The following is a 25740-nucleotide window of genomic DNA, read 5'->3' as shown; positions in this document are numbered from 1 at the left end:
TGAAAATGGGAGTAGGGTTTGATTTCCGATCCACGAGCGTTTTTGCAAACCCTGTTTCATGAGGCGGTCAAGGCCGCGGACCCCTACGAGGCACTGGTTCGTCATCTGCCGGATCCGCCGAAAGGCAGGACGATCGTCGTCGGGGCGGGCAAGGCAGCGAGCCAAATGGCGGCCGCATTTGAGCGGGCCTGGTCTCATCCATTTGAGGGCCTCGTCGTGGCCAGGCATGGGCCGATCGCCGAATGCCAATCGACCAAAATTCTTCAGGCGGCCCATCCCGTTCCAGATAGGGCCGGGCTTGTCGCGGCAGAAGCTCTTATAAACCACGTGCATGGGCTGACCTCCGACGATCTGGTCATTGCGCTGATATCCGGCGGCGGCTCGGCGCTTCTCCCAGCACCGCCGACCGGCTTCACCCTCGCCGACGAAAGCGCCCTCAACGAAGCGCTGCTGGCCTCCGGGGCTCCCATCTCAGGCATGAACGTGGTGCGGAAGCATTTCTCCCGCATCAAGGGAGGACGGCTTGCTGCTCTTGCCCACCCCGCCAGGGTCGTCAGCCTTGTTGTATCCGATGTTCCCGGAGACAATCCGGCCTTTGTTGCGTCAGGGCCGACCGTTCCGGACAACAGCGATGCGGAGGAGGCGCTGCGAGTGATCCGGGACTATCGGATAGATCTTTCGGCGCGCGTCATCGATTGTATTCGAAATGCCAGAGCGCCACGCGCCGGCGACGGTGTCTTCGCCAACAACGAGGTTCATGTGATTGCCTCGGCGCGGGTGTCTCTGGAGGCGGCGGCCGACCGGGCGAGGTCTTTGGGCGTGCAACCTCTTATTCTCTCGGATTCGATCGAAGGGGAGGCGAAGGATATCGGCCGGATGCATGCGGCACTCGCCCGCGAGTTTTTGGCAAGGCCTCCCGCTTCCAAGCCGCTCGTGCTGCTTTCCGGCGGCGAGACAACCGTGAGTATCGGAGCCGGAACGTACGGCAAGGGCGGGCGAAACTCCGAACTGCTTCTCTCTGCGGCGATCGATCTACAGGGGTTCGAGGGGGTCGTGGCGATGGCTGCGGATACCGACGGCATCGACGGTTCGGAAGACAATGCCGGCGCGTTTTGCGACGGCGGAACAGTGGCGCGGATCAGAAGTGCGGGCGGCGATGCGCGCGCGTTCCTGGCGGGTCATGACGCATGGTCGGCCTTCAACCTTGCCGGCGATCTTTTTGTGCCGGGGCCGACCGGTACCAACGTGAATGACTTCCGCGCGTTTCTTTTAGCTTAGGGTTATAGGAAGACATCAGCCTTAGCGTGTGCCGGCTCTGAACGCGTTGCGTGACGCGTCCGGACAATCAAATCAGCGCGCCGCAAGCAAGCACGCGAGATGCATTCGACGCTAAGTCTTTGTTGTGTTTAAGAAGCCCGCCCCAGGCCCCTCGGGGGCGGGCTCTACCGATCCGGACCCCTTCCGGACCGCGGCTGATGGTGAGCCGCTGGAAATACAAATGCCCGGTGTTGCGCGATGAGACAACCGAAAGCTGTTCTGTTGGTTATTTGGTAAGGTTACCGACAGAGTCCTGTGTGTGGACATCCGGCGGGACTCTCTTCAACACTGCGTACGGGCGCGCTCCTCGACGGCGAGCGAGCGACGACGGAACAAAGGGAACAAGGGATAGGTCATGGTCGATCGGCTAAAGGGGAAAGTCGCAATCATCTCAGGTGGCGCAACGGGCATGGGCGGGGCGGCATCGCGGCTCTTCGCTGCCGAGGGCGCCAAAGTAGCGATCATCGACCGAAATGAAGCCGCGGCACGGCAAACGGCGGAGGAAATCCGCGCAGTTGGCCATGTGGCGGACTATTGGGTCGCCGATGTGTCCGAAGAGGCTGCCGTGATCCAGGCGGTGAAGGGCGTAGAGGAAAAGTTCGGCGCGGTCACCGTGCTCTTCAATCACGCCGGCACGATTGTCATCAAGCCGTTTCTGGAAACGACGCTCGACGAGTGGGAGTGGCTCCATGCGGTCAATGTGCGTTCGATGTTTCTGATGACGCGGGCCGTTCTGCCGGGGATGATCGCCGCGGGCGGCGGCTCCATCGTCTGCACGTCATCGATCTCGGCCGTGGCTGCGACGCCGATGGAAGTGCTTTACGACACCACGAAGGGAGCGGTGCATATGTTCGCGCGCGCGATCGGAGTGGAGTTCAGGGACCGGAACATTCGCTGCAATGCCGTCTGCCCCGGGTTCATCCGCACGCCGCACGGATTGCGCGAGGTGAGCGAATTGCAGAAGCTTGGCGTCGATGTGTCGGACGCTGCTATCGCCGCTCAGCAGGGTCGGATCGGCGAGCCAGAGGACGTGGCGCGCGCCGCGCTCTACCTCGCCAGTGACGAGTCGATGTTCGTCAATGGCGCGCACCTCTTTGTCGATAATGGGTTCACCGCTATCTAGGTGTGGGTGACTTGCCAGCGCAAAGATTAAGGGCCGAGATCGTCATCTCGGCCCTTGTCATTCGTGTGCTGCGTGAACTCGCTTACTCGGCCGTTTTCGCGGCGTGGCGGCGGCCCTTGCCGATATCGGGTAGGAAGATGGTCAGCAGGCCAAGCAGCGGCAAATACGAGCAGATCTTGTAGACGAACTCGATGCCCATATGGTCAGCCACCATGCCGAGGCCCGCGGCACCAATGCCCCCGATTCCGAAGGCAAAGCCGAAGAACAGACCGGCGATCATGCCAACGCGACCGGGCACCAACTCCTGCGCAAAGACAACAATGGCAGAGAAGGCGGAGGCCAGGATGACGCCGATCAGGAAGGTCAGGAAGACCGTCCAGTTGTAGTCGGCATAGGGCAGGGCAAGTGTAAAGGGCAGCGCGCCGAGGATTGAGAACCAGATCACAAACTTGGTGCCGAACCAGTCAACGATGGGACCCCCAGCAACGGTGCCGATAGCGACTGCGCCGAGAAACACGAACAGCAGAATCTGCGCGTGCTGCACGGAGACGCCGAAGCGCTCGATCATGTAGAAGGTGTAGTAGCTCGACAGGCTTGTCATGTAGACGTATTTCGAGAACACCAGCAGCGCGAGGATGCCGATCGCCGTGATGACCTTCGCGCGCGGGAGGTGTAAAGCAGGTACCGCTGCCTTGCGGCCGGCATTGCTTCTGCGGTGGTCGGCATACCAGGCACCGACGCGCCACAGGATGATAATGCCCGTCAAGGCGATGAGCGAGAACCATGCGACGCTATGCTGGCCGCGCGGCAACACGATGAATGCCGCGAGAAGCGGCCCGATCGCGGTACCGAAGTTGCCGCCAACCTGGAACAGCGATTGGGCAAGACCATGGCGTCCGCCCGATGCCAGCCGAGCGACACGCGAAGATTCCGGATGGAATACCGCCGAGCCGAGCCCGACCACACCCGCACCGATGAGAAGCACCCAATAGGCGTGCGCGTAGGCGAGCAGCACCAGGCCGATCAGCGTGAAGCCCATGCCGACGGCCAAGGAATAAGGCAACGGGCGCTTGTCGGTGTAGATACCGATCAGCGGCTGTAGGAGCGATGCCGTGACCTGGAACACGAGGCCAAGGAAGCCGATCTGCGTGAAGTCGAGGCCGTAGCCATCCTTGATCATCGGATAGAGGGCAGGGATCAGCGACTGCATGGTATCGTTGAGGAGATGGCAGAAGCTCACGGCCATGATGATGCCGAAAACTGTCTGTTCCGCAGAGTGCCGCTCTGCCGTCATTGCGCTGTCTGTCACGATTCTGCTCCGTCCTTTGACGATCTGGAGATAGACGACTTGCCGATGTCCCGCTTTCGTGTTTTGGTCTTGTTGTTTCGCGAGTGGGCCAAAAATGACAAAATCTGGACAGAGGTTGGCGATGAGCGAGCTGGCCAAGCTCCACGTAGAGCGCCTTGCGGCTATTGAGGCCGCCTCGGAGCCGGTCTACGCGATCCCCTCGGAATATCCGGCCGGTTATCATGTGAAGGCTCACAGGCATAGCCGCGCGCAGTTTGTCTATGCCAGCGCGGGCGTCCTGATGGTGTCCTCTGTGCAGGGGCGCTGGATGGTGCCGCCAGAGCATGCGTTATGGATTCCGGCAGGGCTCGTCCATACCGTCGATATGCTGGGTGACGTCGCGATGCTCTCGGCCTATGTCGCGCCGAGTGAGCTGGCGGATCCTCCAACGGCCATCCGCGTCGTCGCTCTGACAGATCTTGCCCGAGCTTTGATCATCGAAGCCGTTGCGCCGGCGGATGGCAGGAGCAGTCGGCACGATCTTGTCATGGCGCTACTGCTCGAGGAGGTCCTGCGGCTACCTGATCGCCCGCTGGGACTGCCGTTTCCGTCCGATGCGCGTCTGGCGGCGCTTTGCCGCGGCTTCATGGAAAATCCGAGTGCTCGGCTGGTGATCGACGACTGGGCCGAGCGTCTTGCGATGAGCCGGCGGGCGTTTACGCGATTCTTTCGGAAGGAAACGGGAATCAGTCTGTCGACGTGGCGGCAGCAGGCGGCCGTATTTACCGCTTTACCACGCCTCGCAGCCGGGGAGGCGGTCACCGCCGTCGCACTCGATCTTGGCTACGAGAGTGTCGCCGCCTTCATCACGATGTTCAGGCGCATGCTGGGGACCGCCCCGCGAGGCTATTTCAAAACGCCTGAAAACCCCTGATTTGCGGGCCGGAATGTGCACCTATCACCCGCAGTCCTTTCCGGGTATTACGTTTACGTCCACGGCAGATCTGTGGGTTTCCGAAATTCGGATAACATTCGTTTGACATTCGAATAATCTTCGTTTTAACTGCATTTACTTTCGCAACTGCGCAGGCATGTTGCGTTGCGGCATATTGTGGCTTGGAGGGGGAACGTGAGCCGTCAGATTCACGATCTTTTCATTATCGGTGGTGGCATCAACGGCTGCGGAATCGCGCGAGACGCGATCGGGCGCGGCTATTCGGTCGCGCTTGCCGAAATGAACGATTTCGCCTCCGGCACGTCCTCCGGGGCGACCAAGCTCATTCATGGCGGCTTGCGGTATCTCGAGCATTACGAGTTTCGTCTGGTACGCGAATCGCTGATGGAGCGCGAAGTGCTCTGGGCGATGGCGCCGCACATCATCTGGCCGATGCGCTTCGTGCTGCCCTATCATAAGGGCGGTATCCGCCCGGCATGGCTCATTCGGCTTGGACTGTTTCTCTATGACCATCTCGGCGGTCGCAAGCTGCTCCCGCCCACGGCGGTCCTCGACATGCGACGGGATCCGGCCGGAAAGCCGCTGAAGGCGCTTTTCACCAAGGCCTTCGAGTATTCGGATGGCTGGGTTGATGATGCGCGCATGGTCGTTCTCAATGCGCGAGACGCTGCCGACCGCGGTGCGCTGATCATGCCTCGGACGAAGGTCGTCTCGGCGCGGCGCGAGAACGGCTTGTGGTCCATCGAAACGACAGACACCGTGAGCGGGCAGGCGAGCAGCTTCCAGGCGCGGATGCTGGTGAATGCCGCCGGGCCCTGGGTCGATCACGTTATTCGTGCGGCCTTCGGGCAGAACGAGGCGCATCATGTGCGGCTCGTGCAGGGCAGCCATATCATCGTGAAGAAGAAGTTCGACGATCCGCGGGCCTATTTCTTCCAGAATCCTGATAACCGCATCATCTTCGCGATCCCCTACGAGCAGGACTTCACGCTGATCGGCACCACCGACCGCGACTACTCGGCCGATCCGAAGGATGTGAAAATATCCGAGGAAGAGACGACCTATCTCTGCAACGCGGCAAGCGAATATTTCAAAGAACCGGTGCGGCCGGACGACATCGTCTGGACCTATTCGGCGGTGCGCCCGCTATTCGACGACGGCGCCTCGAAGGCGCAAGAGGCAACCCGCGACTACGTTCTGAAAGTCGAAGGCGAGGGTGAAAGCGCCCCGCTGCTCAACGTCTTTGGCGGCAAGCTCACCACTTACCGGCGCCTTTCCGAGCATGCTTTGGAAAAGATCGCGTCGGCGATCGGTTCGAAAGGCGCGCCATGGACAGCGAAGAGCCATCTACCCGGCGGCGATTTTCCCGCAACCGGCTATGAGGCGGAGGTGACGAAGCTGAAGGGGCGTTATGGCTTCCTGGCCGACCGCCACGCGCGCCGACTGGTGCGCCGCTACGGTACGAAGGCGTCGGTCCTGCTTGGGCAAGCGGCCAGCACCGAGGATCTCGGGCACTGTTTTGGTGGCGATCTCTACGAGGCAGAGGTTCGCTATCTCATTGAACACGAATGGGCCAGAAGCGCAGACGATGTGCTCTGGCGGAGAACGAAAGACGGCCTGCGTCTAACCAAGGAACAGGCTGTGCTGTTGGAGGAGTACATGGCCGCACGACCGGCACAGATGGCTGGTTGAAACGGCAATGTCCCCGCTGTTGAGGAGGCACGGGAACCGGAATGCTTGAGTTGCGGAACGCCGCGAAGATGGTGGGTGGGGAATATCATATCCACGCGACCGATCTTACGTTTGAAAAAGGCACGTTGAATGTGCTGCTGGGACCGACGCTGTCCGGCAAGACGTCGCTGATGCGACTGATGGCCGGGCTCGACCGACCGACCAGCGGTTCGGTCCATTTCGATGGCGTTGATGTGACCGGCATGCCGGTGCAGAAGCGCAATGTCGCGATGGTCTACCAGCAGTTCATCAACTACCCGGCTCTGACAGTCTACGAGAACATCGCCTCGCCGATGCGCATTGCCGGCAAGGATACGACGACGATCGATCGCGAGGTGCGCAAAGCCGCCGACCTGATGCGTCTCACGCCGTATCTCGACCGGACGCCGCTTAATCTGTCCGGTGGCCAGCAGCAGCGTACGGCGCTTGCCCGTGCTCTCGTCAAGAACGCCAGCCTGGTTCTGATGGACGAACCGCTCGCTAACCTTGACTACAAGCTTCGCGAGGAGTTGCGGGCCGAACTGCCGCGTATCTTTGCGCAATCCGGTGCCATCTTTGTCTACGCGACGACGGAACCTTCCGAGGCGCTTCTGCTCGGCGGCAATACGGCGACGCTTTCCGAAGGACGTGTGACACAGTTCGGGCCGACGATCTCCGTCTATCGAAACCCGCGCGATCTCGTGACCGCGAAAACATTCGCCGATCCGCCGCTCAATTTCATCGATGTCGTCAAGGCTGGCAGTGTGTTTCGGCGGAAGGAGGTCGATATCCTGCCCGTGCCTGCGCATCTGGCCGGAATGGCTGACGGGTCCGTCACCATTGCTTTCCACCCGCACCACCTCGGTCTTTCACCGCAGACGTCAGCCGCGGCAAGGTTGCAGGCTCGCACGCAGGTTTCGGAGATCACCGGTTCCGAAAGCTTCGTGCATCTGGATTTCGATGGCATCCGCTGGGTGATGCTCGCCCACGGCATCCACAACATCGATCCGGATACCGAGGTCGACATCTATCTCGACACACGTCACGTCATGGCCTTCGGCACCGATGGCCATGCCATTGCAAGCGGCGTTCAGGCGTAAGGGAGAAGGACATGGCACGCATCACGCTCGACCACATCCGTCACGCCTATGGACCGAACCCGACGTCGGACAAAGATTACGCACTTCGCGAAGTCGATCACGAATGGCGGGACGGTGGCGCCTACGCGCTCCTCGGACCGTCCGGTTGCGGAAAGACGACGCTGCTCAACATCATTTCCGGCCTGCTGCAGCCATCGCATGGCCGCATCCTGTTCGATGGAAACGATGTGACGAACCTCTCAACACAGGCGCGCAATATCGCGCAGGTGTTCCAGTTCCCTGTCATCTACGACACGATGACCGTTTACGACAATCTGGCCTTTCCGCTGCGCAACCGTGGTGTTGCCGAGCCGGAAGTCGATCGCCGCGTACGTGAGATTCTCGAGATGATCGACCTCGGGGGGATGGCCAAGCGCAAGGCGCAGGGCTTGACCGCCGACCAGAAGCAGAAGATCTCGCTCGGCCGTGGACTGGTACGCAACGACGTCAATGCGATCCTGTTCGACGAGCCTTTGACGGTTATTGACCCGCATATGAAGTGGGTGCTGCGTTCGCAGTTGAAGCGACTGCACAAGCAGTTCGGCTTCACGATGGTCTATGTGACGCACGACCAGACGGAGGCGCTGACCTTCGCCGACAAGGTCGTCGTCATGTACGAGGGCGAAATCGTCCAGATCGGCACGCCGGCGGAGCTTTTCGAGCGTCCCAGCCACACCTTCGTTGGCTATTTCATCGGCTCGCCGGGCATGAATGTGCTGCCCGTGCAATTGCAGGGCAATGCGGTTCGCATCGGTAACGAAACGCTGTCGCTAGACTATGCGCCGCAAACAGCTGCCGGTGCGAAGACGGAGCTCGGCATCCGTCCGGAGTTCATCAATATTGGCCGCGAAGGAATGTCGGTGACCGTCAACAGGGTTGAAGATATCGGCCGACAGAAGATCGTGCGCGCGACCTTTGCGGGGCAACCCATCGCTATCGTCGTGACGGAAGACTCGGAAATCCCGGCGGATGCGCGGGTGACCTTCGATGCGGCTGCAATCAATATTTACGCCAATTCCTGGCGCGTCGGCAGGGAGGGCTGAACCATGGAAAAGACCTGGAACAACAAGGCTTGGTTTCTGGTTCTGCCGGTCCTGGTGCTGGTCGCCTTCTCGGCCGTCATCCCGCTGATGACGGTTGTGAACTACTCGGTACAGGATACGTTCGGCAACAACGAGTTCTTCTGGGCCGGTACCGACTGGTTCGTGCAGACGCTCCATTCCGACCGCTTCTGGGCGGCACTGCAGCGAAACCTGATCTTCTCTCTGATCATCCTGGCGCTCGAAATCCCGCTTGGCATCTTCATCGCGCTCAACATGCCGAAGAAGGGCCTCGGAGTTCCCGTCTGCCTCGTGCTGATGGCGCTGCCGCTGCTCATTCCGTGGAACGTGGTCGGTACGATCTGGCAGGTTTTCGGTCGCGTCGACATCGGCCTGCTCGGCCATACGCTCGAGGCGATGGGTTTCGACTATAACTATGTTCGCGATCCGCTCGATGCCTGGATCACGGTTATCCTTATGGACGTCTGGCACTGGACGAGCCTCGTTGTGCTCTTGTGCTATGCTGGCCTGGTCTCGATCCCTGACGCCTACTATCAGGCGGCGAAGATCGACGGTGCGTCGCGCTGGTCCGTGTTCCGCTACATCCAGCTGCCGAAGATGAACCGCGTGCTTCTCATCGCCGTGCTGTTGCGCTTCATGGACAGTTTCATGATCTATACCGAACCCTTCGTCGTCACCGGCGGCGGCCCCGGCAACTCGACGACCTTCTTGTCGATCGACCTCGTGAAGATGGCCGTCGGCCAGTTCGACCTCGGTCCCGCTGCGGCAATGTCGATCATCTACTTCCTGATCATCCTGCTGCTGTCGTGGATCTTCTACACCGTCATGACCAGCAGCGACGCGAACGCCTGAGAAAGGAGAGGACCATGGCTCAGACAATGAAATACAAGCCTGCGGGCAACTTCTCCTGGGTCGTTTCGACGATCTACATCATCTTCCTGCTGCTGCCGATCTACTGGCTCGTCAACATGAGCTTCAAGGAGAATGCCGAGATCACCGGTGCCTTCTCGCTCTGGCCGAAGAACCCGACGCTCGGGAATTATATGGTGATCTTCACCGATCCGTCCTGGTACAACGGCTACATCAATTCGATCATCTACGTGGTGATGAACACGGTGATCTCAGTGCTGGCAGCGCTGCCGGCGGCCTACGCCTTCTCGCGCTACCGGTTCCTCGGCGACAAGCACCTGTTCTTCTGGCTGCTGACGAACCGGATGGCACCGCCCGCGGTCTTCGCGCTGCCGTTCTTCCAGCTCTACTCGGCCTTCGGCCTGATCGACACGCATATAGCGGTCGCGCTTGCCCACTGCCTGTTCAACGTCCCGCTGGCGGTCTGGATCCTCGAAGGCTTCATGTCCGGCGTGCCGAAGGAAATCGACGAGACCGCCTATATCGACGGCTATTCCTTCCCGCGCTTCTTCGTGAAGATCTTCATGCCGCTGATCGCATCGGGCATCGGTGTCGCCGCCTTCTTCTGCTTCATGTTCTCGTGGGTTGAATTGCTTCTGGCACGTACGCTGACGACGACCGCGGCCAAGCCGATCTCGGCAATCATGACGCGTACCGTGTCGGCTGCCGGCATGGACTGGGGCGTGCTGGCGGCGGCCGGCGTGCTGACCATCGTTCCGGGCGCGCTCGTCATCTACTTCGTCCGCAATTACATCGCCAAGGGCTTCGCGCTCGGTCGCGTCTGACAAGGGAGAACCACTCATGAACTTTTCCTGGATGGCGTGGACGCTGCCGACCGCATTGTTTTTCCTGACGATCCTCGCGCTGCTGGTGGGCATGAGCATCTGGGAATATTTCGCGCCGGGGGGTTCACCACGCGTCGGCGTCCTCCGGTTCGAAACCACGCGTGGCGACCGGCTCTTCGTATCGCTGCTTGGCGCAGCATTCATTCATCTCGCATGGCTGGGCCTCGTCGGGCCCAACCTGTGGTGGGCTCTTGCCCTCTCCGTAGTCTACGCCATCGGCGTCTTCCGCTACGTGTGACGGCAGGAAAAGACAGATGGCCGGGGGTACTGGCCGCCTGAAACGTGAAGACTGCAATCGCAACCCTGGGAGGATATCATGCGAAGGCACTTACTAACGACAACAGCAGGCATCTTGCTGGCCATGGCGGGCGCCGCCTATGCCGGCATGGATGAAGCAAAGACTTTTCTGGACAAGGAAGTCGGCGATCTCTCGACGCTTTCCCGCGCCGACCAGGAAAAGGAAATGCAGTGGTTCATCGATGCCGGGAAGCCTTTCGCCGGCATGGACATCAAGGTCGTTTCCGAAACCCTGACGACGCACGAGTATGAATCGAAGGTTCTTGCGCCAGCCTTCACGGCAATCACCGGCATCAAGGTCACGCACGACCTGATCGGCGAAGGTGACGTCGTCGAAAAGCTGCAGACGCAGATGCAGTCGGGCGAAAACATCTACGATGCCTATGTCAACGACTCTGACCTGATCGGTACGCATTGGCGCTACCAGCAGGCCCGCTCGCTGACCGACTGGATGGCGAACGAAGGCAAGGATGTCACCAACCCGGGACTCGACATCAACGACTTCATCGGCACCAAGTTCACGACCGCGCCGGACAAGAAGCTCTATCAGCTTCCTGACCAGCAGTTCGCGAACCTCTACTGGTTCCGGTACGACTGGTTCAACGACGAGAAGAACAAGGCCGACTTCAAGGCGAAGTACGGGTACGATCTCGGCGTTCCGGTCAACTGGTCTGCCTATGAAGATATCGCCGAGTTCTTCACCGGCCGTGAAGTGAACGGCAAGAAGGTCTTCGGCCACATGGACTACGGCAAGAAGGACCCGTCGCTCGGATGGCGCTTCACCGACGCCTGGCTCTCGATGGCCGGCAACGGCGACAAGGGTCTTCCGAACGGCCTTCCGGTCGATGAGTGGGGCATCAAGGTTGATGAGAACTCGCGTCCGGTCGGTTCGTGCGTCGCGCGCGGCGGCGACACGAACGGCCCGGCTGCCGTCTATTCGATCCAGAAGTACCTGGATTGGTTGAAGGCCTATGCACCGCCGGCAGCGCAGGGCATGAACTTCTCCGAATCCGGCCCCGTGCCGGCGCAGGGCGAAGTGGCTCAGCAGATCTTCTGGTACACCGCCTTTACGGCTGATGCCGTCAAGCCGGGCCTGCCCGTCGTCAACGAGGACGGCACGCCAAAGTGGCGCATGGCTCCGAGCCCGCACGGGGTCTACTGGAAGGACGGCATGAAGCTCGGCTATCAGGACGTCGGTTCCTGGACGCTGATGAAGTCGACGCCTGACGACCGTGCCAAGGCCGCATGGCTCTATGCGCAGTTCGTCACCTCGAAGACGGTCGACGTGAAGAAGAGCCATGTCGGTCTCACCTTCATCCGCGAATCCACCATTCGCGACAAGAGCTTCACGGAGCGCGCTCCGAAGCTCGGCGGTCTGATCGAGTTCTATCGCTCGCCGGCCCGCGTCCAGTGGTCGCCGACCGGCACCAACGTTCCTGACTATCCGAAGCTGGCACAGCTTTGGTGGCAGGCCGTCGGCGATGCATCCTCCGGTGCCAAGACCGCGCAGGAAGCCATGGATTCGCTTTGCGCCGAGCAGGAAAAGGTCCTGCAGCGCCTGGAGCGTGCCAAGGTGCAGGGCGATATCGGTCCGAAGCTCGCTGAAGAGCACGATCTCGAATACTGGAACAAGGATGCGGTCGCCAAGGGCAACCTCGCTCCCCAGCTGAAGATCGAGAACGAGAAGGAAAAGCCGGTTACCGTCAACTACGACGAACTGGTCAAGAGCTGGCAGTCGAACTGATCAGCGCTCGGTCGGGTACGAGGCGGCCAATAGCAATGCCGACGGCGCTGAGCCGCCGTCGGCACCCACCACGATAAGAAAACGACCTATTAGGCTGGCGCGTTTGCGGCGGCAAGGCGAACTATTGCGCCGGAGAAGAGCATGAGCGGCCATATTCTCGCGATCGACCAAGGCACGACGTCCTCGCGCGCGATCGTCTTCGACGCCGGGATGAAGATGATCTCGTCAGCACAGGAGGAGATCAAGCAATCCTATCCTCAACCGGGCTGGGTCGAACACGACCCGGACGAAATTTGGACCACGGTAGTCAATACGGCCCGGCAAGCTTTGGGAAGTGCCAATGTTCCGGTCACCGATATCGCTGCGATCGGGATTACCAACCAACGCGAGACGACTGTCGTCTGGGAACGCAGGTCGGGTAGGGCGCTCTACAAGGCCATTGTATGGCAGGACCGGCGCACGGCTGAAGTCTGCGACAGTCTCAAGGCTGACGGCTACGAGAAGCTTTTCAACGCGAAGACCGGCCTGCTGCTTGACCCCTATTTTTCCGGGACGAAGCTGCGCTGGCTGCTCGACAACGTCGAAGGACTGCGGGACCGCGCCGAAGCCGGCGAAGTGTGCTTTGGCACCGTCGATAGCTGGCTGATCTTCAATCTAACCAGCGGGCGGGTTCATGCGACCGATGCCACCAACGCGTCCCGAACGCTGCTTTTCAATATCACCGAGGGTCGGTGGGACGAGGAGCTTCTCGGCCTTCTCCGGATCCCGGCATCGATGCTTCCGGAGGTCAAGGATTGTGCCGACGATTTCGGCGTCACCGATCGCGAGATCTTCGGAGCGTCCATTCGGATCCTTGGGGTCGCCGGTGACCAGCAGGCGGCGACCATCGGCAATGCCTGCTTCAAGCCCGGCATGATGAAATCAACTTATGGCACCGGTTGCTTTGCTCTCCTCAATACCGGCCAAGACTGCGTGGCCTCCAGCAACAGGATGATTACGACGGTCGCTTACCGGCTTGCCGGCAAGACGACCTATGCGCTGGAAGGCTCGATTTTTATCGCTGGCGCAGCGGTGCAATGGCTGCGCGACGGCCTTGGTCTTATTTCGCACGCCTCGGAGAGTGGTGCACTGGCGACGCGCTCGGACCCAAGCCAGCAGGTCTATGTCGTGCCGGCCTTTACGGGGCTCGGCGCACCGTATTGGGATCCGGAGGCGCGTGGCGCGATTTTTGGTTTGACCCGAAACAGCGGCCCGGCGGAACTGACGCATGCGGTGCTCGAATCCGTCGCCTACCAGACGCTCGATCTCCTGATCGCGATGCGGAAAGATTGGGGCGGCCATCACATCGAGACGGTCTTGCGGGTCGATGGCGGCATGGCAAGTTCCGACTGGACGATGCAGCGTGTTGCCGATGTTGTCGGCAATCTGGTGGACCGGTCCGCCGTTGTCGAGACAACGGCGCTGGGCGCCGCCTGGCTCGCCGGTTCCAGAGCCGCGGTCTGGCCGGATCAGGAGCAATTTGGAAAGGCCTGGGCTTGCAACCGCCGATTCCAGCCGTCGATGCAAGAGACAGAGAGGCAGACGAAAATCGCGGGCTGGCGCAACGCTGTGTCTCGTACGCTGTCGGGCGCGCAATATGGCAGTCCGCTGGCCTGAATTGTAGTTATGCGCCTTCATTGTGGGCACCGCCTCGCCATGAAGTCTTCAGGTGGCTGTCAGAAAATCCGGCCATGGCTGGCGAATATTGTCGACAGCCATGAATTATTTCTGATCCAATCCTGGTTTCGTCGACGCCAAATTTTGACGCGGAGACGACCAATTGAACGAGAATGCCACCAAGGTCCGCCTGATCGACCGGCGACCTGAAATCGGCAGCGTGACGCTTTGCTTTGCCACCACTCTCTACCTGCTCTTTGTGACAAACCGCTCGTTTTGGAGTACGGCCTACGGCGATTTCGCGACTGATCACCTGTCGTTTGTACTTTTTGTCATCGGGATTTCTGCAGTCTGCATGGCAATCGTGACTGCCTTCTCCGCCAAGTACCTCACCAAACCTTTCTTGATCTTTTTTGTGCTCGCAGCCGCCGCCGGTTCTTGGTTTACCGATCAGTTCGGTGTGATCGTCGACAAGGAGATGATCCGCAACGCTGCGGTGTCAACGGGCGCGGAGGCGGGGCATCTGATAACGGTGCGGTTTGCGTTGCATATGCTGCTGGCCGGAGTGTTGCCGTCGCTGGTGATTAGCTGGGTGCGTATTCGGCATCGACCGGTGCTGTCCAAGCTTGCTCATAATACGGGCGTGATCCTGGCCTGCCTGGCGGTTTTCGCCGTCGTCGGCTTCGGCGATTACAGGGCCTTTGCCGGGGTCGGGCGTGCGCACCGGGACATCCTCGATCGACTGAACCCATTTTTGCCGATTACCAGCACCATTCGCTATGCCGTTTCGTCGGAAGAGGATGCGCGGGTCGTCGCGGCGCCGCTTGGTACGGATGCACACAGGATCAACACAGCCGGTCTCAACAAGCCACGTGTGACAATCATAGTCGCGGGCGAGACGGCCCGCGCCGACGATTTCTCGCTGGGCGGCTACCAGCGCAAGACGAATCCTGAACTTGAAAAGCAGAATGTCGTCTATTTTCCGAATACGACCAGCTGCGGGACGGCGACGGCGGTCTCCATCCCGTGCATGTTCTCCGTCTATCCGCGCACTGCCTATACGCATCGGAAGAGCCTTGCGACCGAGAACCTGCTCGACGTGCTGAGCCACGCAAAGGTTGACGTCTCCTGGATGGACAATGATACCGGCAGCTACCACGTTACTGACCGGGTTGCCTACACCTCACTGCCGAAGTCCGCCGACCCACGCTTTTGCAAGGACGGTGAGTGCCTCGATGGTATCCTGCTCGACCAGGTCGACGATTGGCTCGATCATGTGAAGGGCGACAGTGTATTGGTCCTGCACCAACTCGGTAGCCACGGGCCGGCCTACTTTGCTCGTTATCCCGACGAGTATAGGCGTTTCGTTCCCGACTGCAGGGCCAACGACTTTGGCAGCTGCACGGCCCAAGAGATTACCAATGCCTACGACAATACGATCCTCTACACGGATCACGTGGTTTCAAGTGTCATCGATAGGCTGAAGCAACATTCCGACAAAGTTGCTGGTGCGGCGATCTACCTTTCGGACCATGGGGAATCGCTTGGCGAGAACGGGATCTACCTCCATGGCGCGCCCTATATCGTGGCGCCGTCGCAGCAGACCCATGTGCCGTTCCTCGTATGGGTCGGCGACGATCTCGCGAAATCCGCCGGCTTCGATATGAGTTGCATGGCCAAGCAAGCAGACGAAGGCCGTTCGCACGACAACTTCTTCCACAGCGTGCTCGGGCTCATGGACGTGACGACCAAGATCTATGATCCACACCTGGACGTGTTCGCCGCGTGCCGGCGGACGGACAAGGTCGCGAGCATCCGATAATGACCACGTGGCGTAGGCAGGAGTGCCTGCTGAGCTAATCACGCTCGGATGGCCGCTCCTTCAGGCGGCCAGTTCACGTCTCAGTGCTTGCAGTTTGCCGCCTTCATGCGCTCGGAAAGCTCCGAGAGCCCGAAGGGCTTCACCAGGAAATCGTCCGCGCCGCTCCGGAGGCCCTCGATCTGGTCAGAGGCCTGGTCGTGCGCGGTGAGAATGATGACAGGAACGGAGTTTGCCTTTCTCCGGAGGGCCTTCAACAGCGTTAGGCCGTTGCCGTCGGGCAGGCGCAGATCGAGCAGGATCACGCCGTAGTTGCCCGTTTCGGCGGCTTGCGTCGCCTCCGCGAGATTGAGACACCAGTCGACTGAATGACCGTCGGCTGCGATGTGATCACGCACCGCGTCGCCCAACAGGATGTTGTCCTCGACCAACAATACGTTCACGCGCTGTCTCCACTACTGCATGCCTGCTGTGCGACAGCGTGCGCAGTCACCATGAGGGTTCGTTTGGCGTCGCTTTTTTTGCGCCGCAAGGATTTCTAATGGGATCGTTAGCTGACAGCGGCCTTAAACATGCGTGCCGAAATGGGTTGTTGAAGTATGAACTTCAAAAACAGCATCTTCAGCAGGACCGTCGAGCCAAACATAAGTTCTGGTCCTCAGCCGGGTGTTTTGACGTCCGAGCCGGCGAGCAACGAAAGCTCGCTGGCCGTCTTCATCACCATTGTTATCGTTTGGCTGATGTCCGGTGCAGCAGGCGCGTTGACCAGCGCGATATAGGGGCAGGTGAGGGCCGCTATGCAGCGCCCATCCGGGCCAAGAATCGGTGCCGATAGGTTGTGTACGCCTGCCGTTTGGGCGCTGGCCATCATTTCGTAGCCGCGTTCGCGAATAAGGGCGAGATGCTGGTAGAAACCCGGTTCGAGCTTCACCTCGTCGCGGCTGCGCGCGTGTTCCGCGATCATCATCTGGCGCTCCTCGTTACTTTTGAAGGCGAGAAGCACGTGGCCGGAACCGGTATCGAAAAGACTCATATGCGAGCCGACGCGGATCGAGATACCCCAATAGTCCGGTGCCTCGTGTTGGGCGATCACAACTGCCGCGCCGCGATCAAAGACGACGAGGTGGTTCGCCTGTTTTGTCCGCTGCGCGAGTTCGCGCATCAGCGGCGTGGCGAAGGACGCCAGTCGACGCGTTGGCGCATGCAACTGCGACAGGCCGAATAGCTTGAGGGTGAGGGTGAATCGGTCGCCCTCGAGCTTTGTCACGTAGCCGCGTCGGACGAGCCGGTCGAGCATTCGATAGAATTCGTTGGGGCTGCGATCGAGACGCTTGGCGATTTCTGCCTGGGTCAGGCCTTGCTCGACGCCCGCCAAAAGCTCAAGGATATCGAGCCCTTTATCCAGCGCCGGTGCGCGGTACCGATCAGCGTCGTCTGCTTGCATCAACTTCTCCTGTGAATGCTACTTTACATATACAAATGCACAGACGCGGGAAAGCGAGGAAAGGCGGATGCAGTGTCGCGCGGCCGGTTCTGTCGACTATGGATGTCGAAGAGGCTAGGTTCGTTGCCGTTCCATCTCGCTTCACGTGTTGCCAGGATTTTCGACGATGTTTCTGACGGATGAAGAGTTCAGTGTAATCAAGGCGTTTCGGCGGGAGCTTCACCGTCATCCGGAGATATCCGGCAAAGAGGCACAAACGGCGTTGCGTGTGGAAGAAGCACTTGGACTCACTGGACCCGACGGCATCGTTACCGGCATCGGCGGACACGGCCTGGCAGCTGTCTTCGAAGGAACGAAGCCAGGCCCGACCGTCTTGATCCGTGCGGAGCTGGACGGCCTGCCGATCGAGGAAATCTCTGACGCGGCGCATCGCTCTGCCATACCCGGCCGGGGGCACCTCTGCGGTCATGACGGTCACATGGCGATCCTTATGGCGGTTGCGAAGGGGTTGGGGCAGATGCGGCCAGCCCGCGGGCGCGCAATCCTGATGTTCCAACCGGCCGAAGAAAACGGCGCGGGCGCAGCGGCCGTGCTTGCGGATCCCAAGTTTGCCGCCTTAAAGCCGGATCTATCGCTGTCACTTCATAATTTCCCAGGTGTTCGGCTTGGCCATGTCCTTCTCAAGGAGGGGCCCGTCAACTGCGCCTCGCGCGGAATGAAGATCGCTTTGAAAGGCAAGACGTCGCACGCTTCCTATCCGGAGCAGGGCATCGCACCGACTTTCGCGATGGCGCGCTTGCTCGGTGATTTGACGTCGCTCGGCAACAATGGTCCGCTGGGGCCGGATTACTCGCTGGTTACGGTCACGCATGCGCGTCTCGGTGAACCGGCCTTTGGCATCAGTCCTGGAGAGGCGCAGATCTGGGCAACCCTACGGACATTGACCGATGAAGCCATGGCCGCCCTGGTTTCACGCGCGGAGGAACTGGTTCGGACTGAGGCAGATACTGGACACCTGCAGGTGGAGATCAGCTACGAGGACGTGTTCCATCAATGCTACAACTCTGCCGAAGCGGTGGCGGAGTTGCGGCGAGCGCTGGATGACGAGGGCGTGAGCCATGACGCAACAAGCAGTATGTTGCCGATGAAGGCATCCGAAGATTTCGGTCTGTTCCGAACCGTGGCACCGGCCGCGATGTTCTTTCTCGGCGCCGGCGAAGCTCATCCGCGCCTACACAACCCGGATTACGATTTTCCCGATGAATTGATTGCCACTGGTTCGGGCGTTTTCATGCGAGCCATCAGAAACATACTGGGATGACCTGAAACCTCGCCTGAAGGAGCACAGCGACAAGGAGCACATCAGCGACCGGCGGGAACCGGATGCCGAGAGTCGTCGGATGATCCTGTCGGATTGCCGAGTCAAAAGCGTCTTAGGAAACTAATCTCTCAGGTTGAAATTAGGTTCGCGATCATTGATCGACAGCCGCGTGGAATTGCGCAATATTCGCAGCATCAGGCGTGCCTCTAGCAAAGCGAGGCCGCGCGCCGGCACCATTCGACTTCCTCCAGAGCGCAATGGGATTGACATGTTTGCTCAAGACATCATGAACACTGACATCACGACGATCAGCGCCGACAGCAGCGTGCATCAGGCAATCGACCTCATGGTGGCCAAGGACATCAGTGGCCTGCCCGTCATCGACAATGATGGCAACCTGTGTGGCCTCCTGACGGAGGGCGACCTGATGCGGCGGATCGAGTTTGGTGGCGGTCGATCGGCCGGCAACTCCGATAACGCATCGCTCGTCGATTTCGACGACTATATTCGTAGCCGCAGTTGGCGCGTATCCGATGTCATGTCCGCAAGCGTCATCAGCGTTGCACCGGATGCGCCGGCCGCTGCCATTGCTGAACTGATGTTCCAGCACAAGATCAAGCGTGTTCCCGTCGTCAGCGACAAGCGGCTCCTTGGCATCGTCAGTCGCGTCGATCTTCTCAAGGCCATCGTTGCAGCGCCGAAAGAGAGAACGGCAAGTGGTGACGATGCACTTGCGCGTGCCATTCGCGCTCGATTGCAGGGCGATCTCGGTCTCGAGACAGATGCGATCAAGGTATCGGTTCAGGATTCCAGAGCCATCCTGGAAGGAACTGTATCCAGCGAGCTGGAACGTCGTGCGATCCGGGTGCTGGTTGAGAACGTCAAGGGTGTCGATGGCTTCATCGACAAGCTGAACCTAACCTGATCTGACGTCCTCAGGCTGCGGAGCGGAGCAGCTTTTTCGCGTGCGTCGCCATCACGCGTTCCTCGTTCGTCGGGATCACCAGTACCTTGAAATCACCGAGGAAGCGCAGCCTTGCAAGGATCGCTTCGCGAACGGAAGCGGCGTGCTCGCCAATCCCACCCGTGAAGACGACCGCGTCGATCCCTCCCATGGAGACGGCCATCATGGCTGCGTATTGGGCAGCTTTCAGCGCAAAGTATTCGAGTGCGAACGTCGCCTGCGGATCCTCGCTTTGAAGCAGCGCTTCGACGTCGTTGGTGAGGCCGGACAATCCTTTCAGGCCGGAGCGTTCATAGAGGATGTCCTGGACGGTTTCGACGCCAAGATTCAGGTCGTGAAGCATATAGAGGATGGCGCCGGGGTCCATTGCCCCGCTTCGCGTCCCCATCGGAATGCCGTCGAGCGCGGTCATGCTCATTGTCGTATCGACGCTGACGCCTGCCTTTAGCGCACAGAGGCTGGCGCCGTTGCCGAGGTGTCCGATGACAACTCGACCCGCATGCAGACCCGGATGGTCTCTAGCCAGCACCTGCGAGATCCATTCATACGAAAGCCCGTGGAAGCCGTAGCGGCGAATGCCCTTGTCGCGCATATCCTGTGGCAGCGCGAAGCTACTTGCCAATTTGTCGTGCCCCGCGTGAAAGGCGGTGTCGAAGCAGGCAATATCCGGCGCGCCGCTCCCCAATCGGGCCGAAGCGGTGATGCCGGCGAGATTGTGTGGTTGGTGAAGCGGCGCCAACGGGATGAGTGCTTCTAGGCGGCGCATCACCTCCGGGGTGACGATAACGGGTTCTGCGAAATCTTGCCCACCGTGAACGACGCGATGAACAACTGCGGCCGTCCGCCAGGCATGATCATGGTCGCGGATAAGGTTCATCACGGCGCTTAGGGCTGTGTTGTGATCGGTGTCCGCGGGCAAGGAGTTTTTCGTCTCCCGCCCGTTGGGCAGTTTGGCGCGCATTTCGGGCGTGTCGCCGATGCCGGTGACCTTGCCGCTCATCAGCACGGTGAGATCCCGTTCCTCGAAGATCTGGAACTTCAGGCTCGACGAGCCGGTGTTGAGAACAAGCAGCGTTTCGTTCATCGACTTGTGCCCCAATCGGGTGAAGATAATACGGCGCCAGGCTGCCCCCGTTGTTTCGCTACGGTGGCTGCAGAAGCAATAGCTGTCAAATTGTTTCTGTTTCGAAATTTCGCGCGCAGCGTGTTGCTTGCGGCGTGCTCGGATGGGCTCCGGAGAGCAAAATCCTTTGAGATTTCAGGATTTTCTCTTTCCGTGCTGCGCCGATCGGCCTATCTAGCAGAAGTGCCGTTCGGCACGTGTCGGACGCCGCCTCCCGCGCTCCGTCCGGATGTTCAGGTTCCACATCGGCAGATCAATGACAACTATGCAGACGACAGAGAAGGACGATGTGGAGAGTATCCGCAAGGCGAAAATCGTTGCGCTGGTCGTCGCCGTTTCGTTTTTCATGCAGATTCTCGATGGCACGATAGTCACGACGTCACTGCCGCAGATGGCTGCGAGTTTCGGCGTTCAGCCGGTATCGATGAGTATTGGCATTACGGTCTACATGCTGACGATGGCGGCCTTCATTCCGCTTTCGGGATGGCTTGGGGACCGATACGGCGCAAGGCGCATCTTCCTGGCGTCGATTGCCGTCTTCACCATTGCCTCGCTGTTCTGCGGTTTGGCCAGTGGTCTGGGCGAGTTCGTCGTCGCGCGTGCCGTCCAAGGCGCGGGCAGCGCGTTGATGACGCCGGTCGGACGGATCATCGTCCTGAAGAATGCTCGAAAGTCGGAGCTCGTTCAGGCGATCGCACTCATTACCTGGCCGGCGCTGACAGCTCCGGTTATCGGGCCGCTGCTCGGCAGCTTCATCACGACATATGCCAGCTGGCACTGGAATTTCCTCATCAACCTGCCGATCGGCGTTCTCGGCATGGCGCTGGTTCTTCGTTTCGTGCCGGAGCAACGCGAAGAGGATGCCGGCCGGCTGGATGTGCTGGGGTTTATCCTCAGCGCAGGCGGGCTGACCTTTCTGCTCGCAGCGCTGGAACTCTCCGTGAAATGGGATGGCGGCGTGCTTCCGATCCTTTTGATGCTCGCGGCGGGCATCGTGCTGTCGGTCATGGCGACACGACACTTCCTACGGGTTACCAATCCGCTCCTGGAGCTCTCCGCTTTCAAGGTACAGACCTATGCGATAGCGACGCTTTCAGCCGGGACGGCAAGCCGCGTCGCGATCAATGCGACGCCGTTTCTCCTGCCGCTGCTCTTCCAGCTCGGCTTTGGATTGAGTTCAATCGAGGCTGGCGCCTACCTGCTGGTCTACTTTCTCGGAAATCTCGGCATGAAAGCCGTAACGACGCCGCTGCTCGCGAAGCTTGGGTTTCGCACGGTGCTCTTCGGCAATGGCTTGATTGCCGCTCTGTCGATTGCGGCCTGCGGCTTTCTCGTTCCGGCGACACCACGCCTCATCATCTATGCATTGCTGATGATTGCCGGCCTCTCGCGGTCGATGGAATTTACGGCGCTGAATACTCTAGCCTTTGCCGATATCAATCCCGCGCAACGCAGTTCGGCGTCCACGCTGTCGAGCATGTTGCAGCAGGTTGCCATGCTGCTTGGCGTCGCGATCGCGGCAGCGGCGCTCAACGTCTCCGTCTCTTTGCGCGGTGTCGAGGGGCCGGGGCTGGTCGATTTTCGCTGGGCGTTTCTTGTCGTCGGTACGATCGGCATCATATCGTCTCTGCGCTTCTTGCAACTGGCGCCGGATGCCGGCGCCGAAGTGTCGGGTCACAAGATCGGCACGAAATAGCTTGTGCCTTGCAATCGGTCGGTGTTCGTCGGGAGGAAATATGGAGCTCGGATATGTCTGTACGCCGCAGGAGGTCTTCGACTTCTGGTTCGAGGAGTGCGGGCGAGACCAATGGTTCGCCACGACAACGGAGCTTGATCGGGATATCCGCCACCGTTTCCGCGACACCCATCTCGCACTCTCTCGTGGCGTGACCGAGGAATGGCGTGCGACGCCAAACAGCAGGCTTGCCGCCGTCATCGTACTCGACCAGTTTCCGCGCAATATTTATCGTGCGACACCGTTCGCCTTCGCGACCGACGGGCTTGCACTGCGCGAGGCAAAGCTCGCACTGGAAGTTGGCGCCGATATGCAGGTCAGCCCGGAGTGCAGGACGTTCTTCTACATGCCTTTCGAGCATTGTGAAGATCTGGAAGAACAGGAGCGCGCGGTCGCGTTGTTCAGGGCGCTTGGCGATGAGGAATATATCGACTATGCGCTTCGCCACCGGGACGTGATTGCAGCCTACGGGCGGTTTCCGCACCGGAACGCCATCGTCGGGCGGCAGTCGAGTGCGGCAGAACTGGAGTATCTGGCGCAGCCGGGCGCAGGCTTCTGATCGCGTCGCCTTTCTGTCGCCTTTCTTTCTTATGAAAAGCTGGATTTCAATTTGATCCAGCAAACCCGAGCGGGGACATTTTGCGGCCGACACAATTCTTGCTTCGCATTCTCCTTGTCGCAACGCTGGCGGTAGTCGGCGCGAACCTTGCGGGCGCCCAGACGGCTGCACCGCAGGCCGCGCAGCCGACGCAAGCGACTGAGCAGCCGTCTGTCGTCGACAGCCCAGTCGAGCAGGCCGCGAAGGCGATCGAGAAGGCAAAGCAGGATCTCGCCTCGCTGGAGGACGGTGTCAAACAGAAGAGCGACGATGACGACGCGCTGGTGGCTTTTGCCGGAAAGACCGATGAACTCGGACGCACGGTCCTCAACGTTTCCGTCGGCCTGAGGCCACGGCTCGACCAGATCAAGAACCGCCTCGCCGAACTGGGCGATCCGCCGAAGGAAGGTCAACCGGCAGAGGCTGAGATCGTCACGACCGAGCGTAACGCCTTGACCTCGGAGCGTGCGCAGATCAACGCCGTCACCGGCGATGCCGAAACCCTTTCTGCCGCCATTGGCAAGCTTGGCAACCGCATTGCCGAGACCCGCCGTCAGCTCTTCGCCGCTACTCTGCTACGGCGCACGGACATTTCGTTTTCTGTCCTCGACGATGCGGGACGCGCCTTCGTTCAGGAAGGCTCGGAGTTCATCCAGGCCCTGAGCAGCTGGCTCGGCTTCGTCTTGAAGTTCAAGGCTTTCGCCTTCTTTGCCGCCATCTTCATGTCCCTGGCGACAGCCCTTGTGCTTCTATCCGGCGGCTATCGAGTCTTCGGCCGCTACCTGCAGCGCAAGGAGACGGACGAGCAACCTTCCTACATAAACCGTCTCTCCATTGCTTTCTGGTCGACGCTCATCAGGACGCTCGCGCTCGCCGCCCTGCTGGTCACGTCCTACTTCTTCCTCAACAGTTTCAACGTTTTGAGGCCTGATATCGCGCCCATCATCGGCGCTCTCTTCGGGTCGATAGGGCTGATCTATTTCGTCAGGCGCTTCACCAATGCAGTGTTCGCGCCCAAGGAGCCGCATTGGCGCCTTGTCAAGCTTTCCAACCGCGGCGCGAGCTCGATTGGCGCTTGCCTGCTTGCGATGGCCGTCGTCAACGCGCTCGATTATCTCCTCGGCAGCATCAGCGAGGAGCTCGGATCTCCACTGGTCCTGACCGTCGTCAAGAGTCTGATCGCGGCCCTGATCATCGGCCTCATCCTGATCGCAGCCTCTTTCGGTCGTCCAATGCTGGCGCGAAACGGTGATCCGGACGCGCCGGGACGGCATTGGCCACGCGGCATGGCGATCATCTTGCGCGTGCTTGGTGCAGGTTTGATCATAACAGCTTTGACCGGCTACGTCGGGCTTGCCCGCTTCGTTGCCACCCAGTTGATCATCACCGGCGCGATCATCGTTACGACCTATATCGGTCTTTTGTCGGGGAAGGCCATTTCTCGCAGCGAGACCTTCGGCGAGACGTCGTTTGGCCGCTTCCTTCAGCGACGCTTCAAACTCGGCCCGGTCGCCATCGACCAAGCGGGATTGTTGGTCGGGATGTGCATCTCGGCGATTGCGCTGATGGTCGGCATTCCGCTGGTGCTGCTGCTGTGGGGCTTCCATATCCAGGACCTCCAGCTCATCGCCTATCGCCTTCTTACGGAGGTCCGGCTGGGCGGTATCAGTATTTCGCTGGTCGGCATCATGACCGGTATCCTGCTCTTTGCCGGCGGTTACCTGCTGACCCGTTGGATCCAGCGCTGGCTTGACGGCAACGTCATGGCCCGCAGCCATGTCGATCTCGGCGTTCGGAATTCGGTCAAGACGGGCATCGGTTATCTCGGCGTCGGCCTTGCGGCGATTGTCGGCGTTTCAGCAGCGGGCATTGACCTCTCGAGCTTCGCGCTCGTTGCCTCCGCGCTTTCGGTTGGTATCGGTTTCGGTCTCCAGAACATCGTGTCGAACTTCGTGTCCGGCCTGATCCTGCTTGTCGAGCGGCCGTTCAAGGTGGGCGACCACGTAGTCTCCGGCACCGCCGAAGGCATCGTGAAGCGGATTTCCGTGCGCGCGACTGAGATCGAGACGTTCCGCAAGCAGTCGATCATCGTGCCGAATTCCGAATTGATCAACGCATCTGTCGGCAACTGGACGCACCGCAACAAGATGGGGCGGTCCGAAATTCCGGTTTCGGTAAGCTACGAGTCCGACCCGCAAAAGGTGATGGATATTCTGTTGGAACTCGTCAACGCCGTACCCGTGGTGCTCCGCAATCCTGAGCCACACGTGGAGTTCCTGCGGTTCGGGCCGTATTCGCTGGACTTCGAGCTTCGTTTCATGCTTGCGGACATGGGTGACGGCCTGAAGGTCAGGAATGATCTGCGTATCGCGATCCTCAAGAGGTTCCGGGAGGAGGGCGTCGAAATTCCCCTCCCGCAGAGCGATGTCGTGTTCCATCGTCAGGCGGACCACGTCGGAACGGCAACTGCCGCCGGCAAACCACCAGCGAAGATCGAAGACGCCTCCGAGGCGAGTGAAGTGGACGAAGAAGCCGGTACGGTGCGCCGGTTGCGCGGCAAATCGGCAGATGGCAATCTCAAGGGGTAAAGGCGTTGTTCAGCGATCGTTCAGAGCGGTCGCTATATAACGTCGGCAATCGGGTTTTCGTTGCTGGGGGCAGCAGCGCCGAGACGCTCCAAGGGAGGGCGCTT

At 60.1% G+C, this 25740-nt stretch carries 21 protein-coding genes; 17 read left to right on the top strand and 4 right to left on the bottom strand.

Annotated features, from left to right (window positions below; genetic code table 11):
* The first annotated feature begins 18 nt into the window (after window positions 1-18).
* Entirely contained in the window at window positions 19-1278 is a 1260-nt protein-coding gene (locus tag FHT97_RS14115; protein ID WP_183862965.1) for a glycerate kinase, read from the top strand.
* 394 nt (window positions 1279-1672) lie between these two features.
* Window positions 1673-2440 carry an SDR family oxidoreductase gene (locus FHT97_RS14110; protein ID WP_183862963.1) on the top strand — a complete coding sequence of 256 codons (768 nt, stop codon included), beginning with the start codon at window positions 1673-1675 and terminating at the stop codon, window positions 2438-2440.
* Window positions 2441-2522: 82 nt separating this feature from the next.
* Here FHT97_RS14110 and FHT97_RS14105 read toward each other — a convergent pair whose 3' ends face one another.
* Window positions 2523-3734 (bottom strand): MFS transporter, encoded by a 1212-nt coding sequence (locus FHT97_RS14105; protein WP_183863036.1) that lies wholly within the window; start codon window positions 3732-3734, stop codon window positions 2523-2525.
* A gap of 109 nt (window positions 3735-3843) precedes the next feature.
* Here FHT97_RS14105 and FHT97_RS14100 point away from each other — a divergent pair, with 109 nt between their 5' ends.
* From FHT97_RS14100 to FHT97_RS14055, 10 genes are all read left to right on the top strand, one after another.
* A complete protein-coding gene (locus tag FHT97_RS14100) occupies window positions 3844-4662 on the top strand; it encodes a helix-turn-helix transcriptional regulator (protein ID WP_183862961.1) in 819 nt (272 codons plus the stop codon).
* Between the two features lie 195 nt (window positions 4663-4857).
* Window positions 4858-6375: a glycerol-3-phosphate dehydrogenase gene (glpD, locus tag FHT97_RS14095; protein ID WP_183862959.1), complete on the top strand. Its 1518-nt coding sequence runs from the start codon at window positions 4858-4860 to the stop codon at window positions 6373-6375.
* Window positions 6376-6416: 41 nt separating this feature from the next.
* The gene (locus tag FHT97_RS14090; protein WP_183862957.1) at window positions 6417-7493 is read left to right on the top strand and encodes an ABC transporter ATP-binding protein; all 1077 of its coding nucleotides are present in this window, start codon (window positions 6417-6419) and stop codon (window positions 7491-7493) included.
* 11 nt (window positions 7494-7504) lie between these two features.
* Window positions 7505-8575 carry an ABC transporter ATP-binding protein gene (locus FHT97_RS14085; protein WP_183756233.1) on the top strand — a complete coding sequence of 357 codons (1071 nt, stop codon included), beginning with the start codon at window positions 7505-7507 and terminating at the stop codon, window positions 8573-8575.
* A 3-nt stretch (window positions 8576-8578) separates the two neighbouring features.
* Window positions 8579-9445: a sugar ABC transporter permease gene (locus tag FHT97_RS14080; RefSeq protein ID WP_016554372.1), complete on the top strand. Its 867-nt coding sequence runs from the start codon at window positions 8579-8581 to the stop codon at window positions 9443-9445.
* Between the two features lie 14 nt (window positions 9446-9459).
* Window positions 9460-10287, top strand: coding sequence for a carbohydrate ABC transporter permease (locus tag FHT97_RS14075; RefSeq protein WP_016554371.1), 828 nt, complete (start codon window positions 9460-9462; stop codon window positions 10285-10287).
* Window positions 10288-10303: 16 nt separating this feature from the next.
* Entirely contained in the window at window positions 10304-10585 is a 282-nt protein-coding gene (locus FHT97_RS14070) for a DUF2160 domain-containing protein (protein WP_183756234.1), read from the top strand.
* 78 nt (window positions 10586-10663) lie between these two features.
* Window positions 10664-12388: an ABC transporter substrate-binding protein gene (locus FHT97_RS14065; RefSeq protein ID WP_183756235.1), complete on the top strand. Its 1725-nt coding sequence runs from the start codon at window positions 10664-10666 to the stop codon at window positions 12386-12388.
* A 141-nt stretch (window positions 12389-12529) separates the two neighbouring features.
* Complete coding sequence (glpK, locus tag FHT97_RS14060) at window positions 12530-14044, top strand: glycerol kinase GlpK (protein ID WP_183862955.1); 1515 nt, start codon at window positions 12530-12532, stop codon at window positions 14042-14044.
* 163 nt (window positions 14045-14207) lie between these two features.
* Entirely contained in the window at window positions 14208-15866 is a 1659-nt protein-coding gene (locus tag FHT97_RS14055) for a phosphoethanolamine--lipid A transferase (protein ID WP_183862952.1), read from the top strand.
* A gap of 80 nt (window positions 15867-15946) precedes the next feature.
* On the opposite strand, the gene FHT97_RS14050 is transcribed toward FHT97_RS14055, so the two are convergent.
* Window positions 15947-16306: a response regulator gene (locus tag FHT97_RS14050; protein WP_016554366.1), complete on the bottom strand. Its 360-nt coding sequence runs from the start codon at window positions 16304-16306 to the stop codon at window positions 15947-15949.
* 215 nt (window positions 16307-16521) lie between these two features.
* Window positions 16522-17307, bottom strand: coding sequence for an IclR family transcriptional regulator (locus FHT97_RS14045; RefSeq protein WP_183756239.1), 786 nt, complete (start codon window positions 17305-17307; stop codon window positions 16522-16524).
* A gap of 166 nt (window positions 17308-17473) precedes the next feature.
* Between FHT97_RS14045 and FHT97_RS14040 the strand changes: the two genes are divergently transcribed.
* Entirely contained in the window at window positions 17474-18628 is a 1155-nt protein-coding gene (locus tag FHT97_RS14040; RefSeq protein ID WP_183862950.1) for an amidohydrolase, read from the top strand.
* A 268-nt stretch (window positions 18629-18896) separates the two neighbouring features.
* The gene (locus tag FHT97_RS14035; RefSeq protein WP_183756241.1) at window positions 18897-19553 is read left to right on the top strand and encodes a CBS domain-containing protein; all 657 of its coding nucleotides are present in this window, start codon (window positions 18897-18899) and stop codon (window positions 19551-19553) included.
* 10 nt (window positions 19554-19563) lie between these two features.
* Here the strand turns inward: FHT97_RS14035 and FHT97_RS14030 are convergent, their stop codons facing one another.
* Entirely contained in the window at window positions 19564-20676 is a 1113-nt protein-coding gene (locus tag FHT97_RS14030) for an acetate/propionate family kinase (RefSeq protein ID WP_183862948.1), read from the bottom strand.
* Window positions 20677-20971: 295 nt separating this feature from the next.
* On the opposite strand from FHT97_RS14030, the gene FHT97_RS14025 reads away from it, so the two are divergent.
* From FHT97_RS14025 to FHT97_RS14015, 3 genes are all read left to right on the top strand, one after another.
* The gene (locus tag FHT97_RS14025; protein ID WP_183862946.1) at window positions 20972-22411 is read left to right on the top strand and encodes an MFS transporter; all 1440 of its coding nucleotides are present in this window, start codon (window positions 20972-20974) and stop codon (window positions 22409-22411) included.
* A 40-nt stretch (window positions 22412-22451) separates the two neighbouring features.
* Complete coding sequence (locus FHT97_RS14020) at window positions 22452-23009, top strand: DUF924 family protein (RefSeq protein ID WP_183862944.1); 558 nt, start codon at window positions 22452-22454, stop codon at window positions 23007-23009.
* Between the two features lie 80 nt (window positions 23010-23089).
* Window positions 23090-25636, top strand: coding sequence for a mechanosensitive ion channel family protein (locus FHT97_RS14015; RefSeq protein ID WP_183756245.1), 2547 nt, complete (start codon window positions 23090-23092; stop codon window positions 25634-25636).
* Window positions 25637-25740: the final 104 nt, after the last annotated feature.

Origin of the sequence: Rhizobium sp. BK399 (assembly GCF_014194695.1) — a bacterium.
GTDB lineage: Bacteria > Pseudomonadota > Alphaproteobacteria > Rhizobiales > Rhizobiaceae > Rhizobium.
The sequence above is the reverse complement of the archived record's forward strand: the minus strand, read 5'-3'. Positions and strand labels throughout refer to the sequence as shown.

Excerpts from the sequence above, each read along its gene's own strand:
- glpK (WP_183862955.1), top strand. The coding sequence starts at position 12,530 with ATGAGCGGCCATATTCTCGCGATCGACCAAGGCACGACGTCCTCGCGC.
- FHT97_RS14045 (WP_183756239.1), bottom strand. The coding sequence starts at position 17,307 with ATGCAAGCAGACGACGCTGATCGGTACCGCGCACCGGCGCTGGATAAA.
- FHT97_RS14090 (WP_183862957.1), top strand. The coding sequence starts at position 6,417 with ATGCTTGAGTTGCGGAACGCCGCGAAGATGGTGGGTGGGGAATATCAT.
- FHT97_RS14025 (WP_183862946.1), top strand. The coding sequence starts at position 20,972 with ATGACAACTATGCAGACGACAGAGAAGGACGATGTGGAGAGTATCCGC.
- FHT97_RS14040 (WP_183862950.1), top strand. The coding sequence starts at position 17,474 with ATGTTTCTGACGGATGAAGAGTTCAGTGTAATCAAGGCGTTTCGGCGG.
- FHT97_RS14105 (WP_183863036.1), bottom strand. The coding sequence starts at position 3,734 with ATGACGGCAGAGCGGCACTCTGCGGAACAGACAGTTTTCGGCATCATC.
- FHT97_RS14100 (WP_183862961.1), top strand. The coding sequence starts at position 3,844 with ATGACAAAATCTGGACAGAGGTTGGCGATGAGCGAGCTGGCCAAGCTC.
- FHT97_RS14035 (WP_183756241.1), top strand. The coding sequence starts at position 18,897 with ATGTTTGCTCAAGACATCATGAACACTGACATCACGACGATCAGCGCC.
- FHT97_RS14065 (WP_183756235.1), top strand. The coding sequence starts at position 10,664 with ATGCGAAGGCACTTACTAACGACAACAGCAGGCATCTTGCTGGCCATG.
- FHT97_RS14030 (WP_183862948.1), bottom strand. The coding sequence starts at position 20,676 with ATGAACGAAACGCTGCTTGTTCTCAACACCGGCTCGTCGAGCCTGAAG.
- FHT97_RS14080 (WP_016554372.1), top strand. The coding sequence starts at position 8,579 with ATGGAAAAGACCTGGAACAACAAGGCTTGGTTTCTGGTTCTGCCGGTC.
- FHT97_RS14070 (WP_183756234.1), top strand. The coding sequence starts at position 10,304 with ATGAACTTTTCCTGGATGGCGTGGACGCTGCCGACCGCATTGTTTTTC.
- FHT97_RS14085 (WP_183756233.1), top strand. The coding sequence starts at position 7,505 with ATGGCACGCATCACGCTCGACCACATCCGTCACGCCTATGGACCGAAC.
- FHT97_RS14075 (WP_016554371.1), top strand. The coding sequence starts at position 9,460 with ATGGCTCAGACAATGAAATACAAGCCTGCGGGCAACTTCTCCTGGGTC.
- FHT97_RS14110 (WP_183862963.1), top strand. The coding sequence starts at position 1,673 with ATGGTCGATCGGCTAAAGGGGAAAGTCGCAATCATCTCAGGTGGCGCA.
- FHT97_RS14020 (WP_183862944.1), top strand. The coding sequence starts at position 22,452 with ATGGAGCTCGGATATGTCTGTACGCCGCAGGAGGTCTTCGACTTCTGG.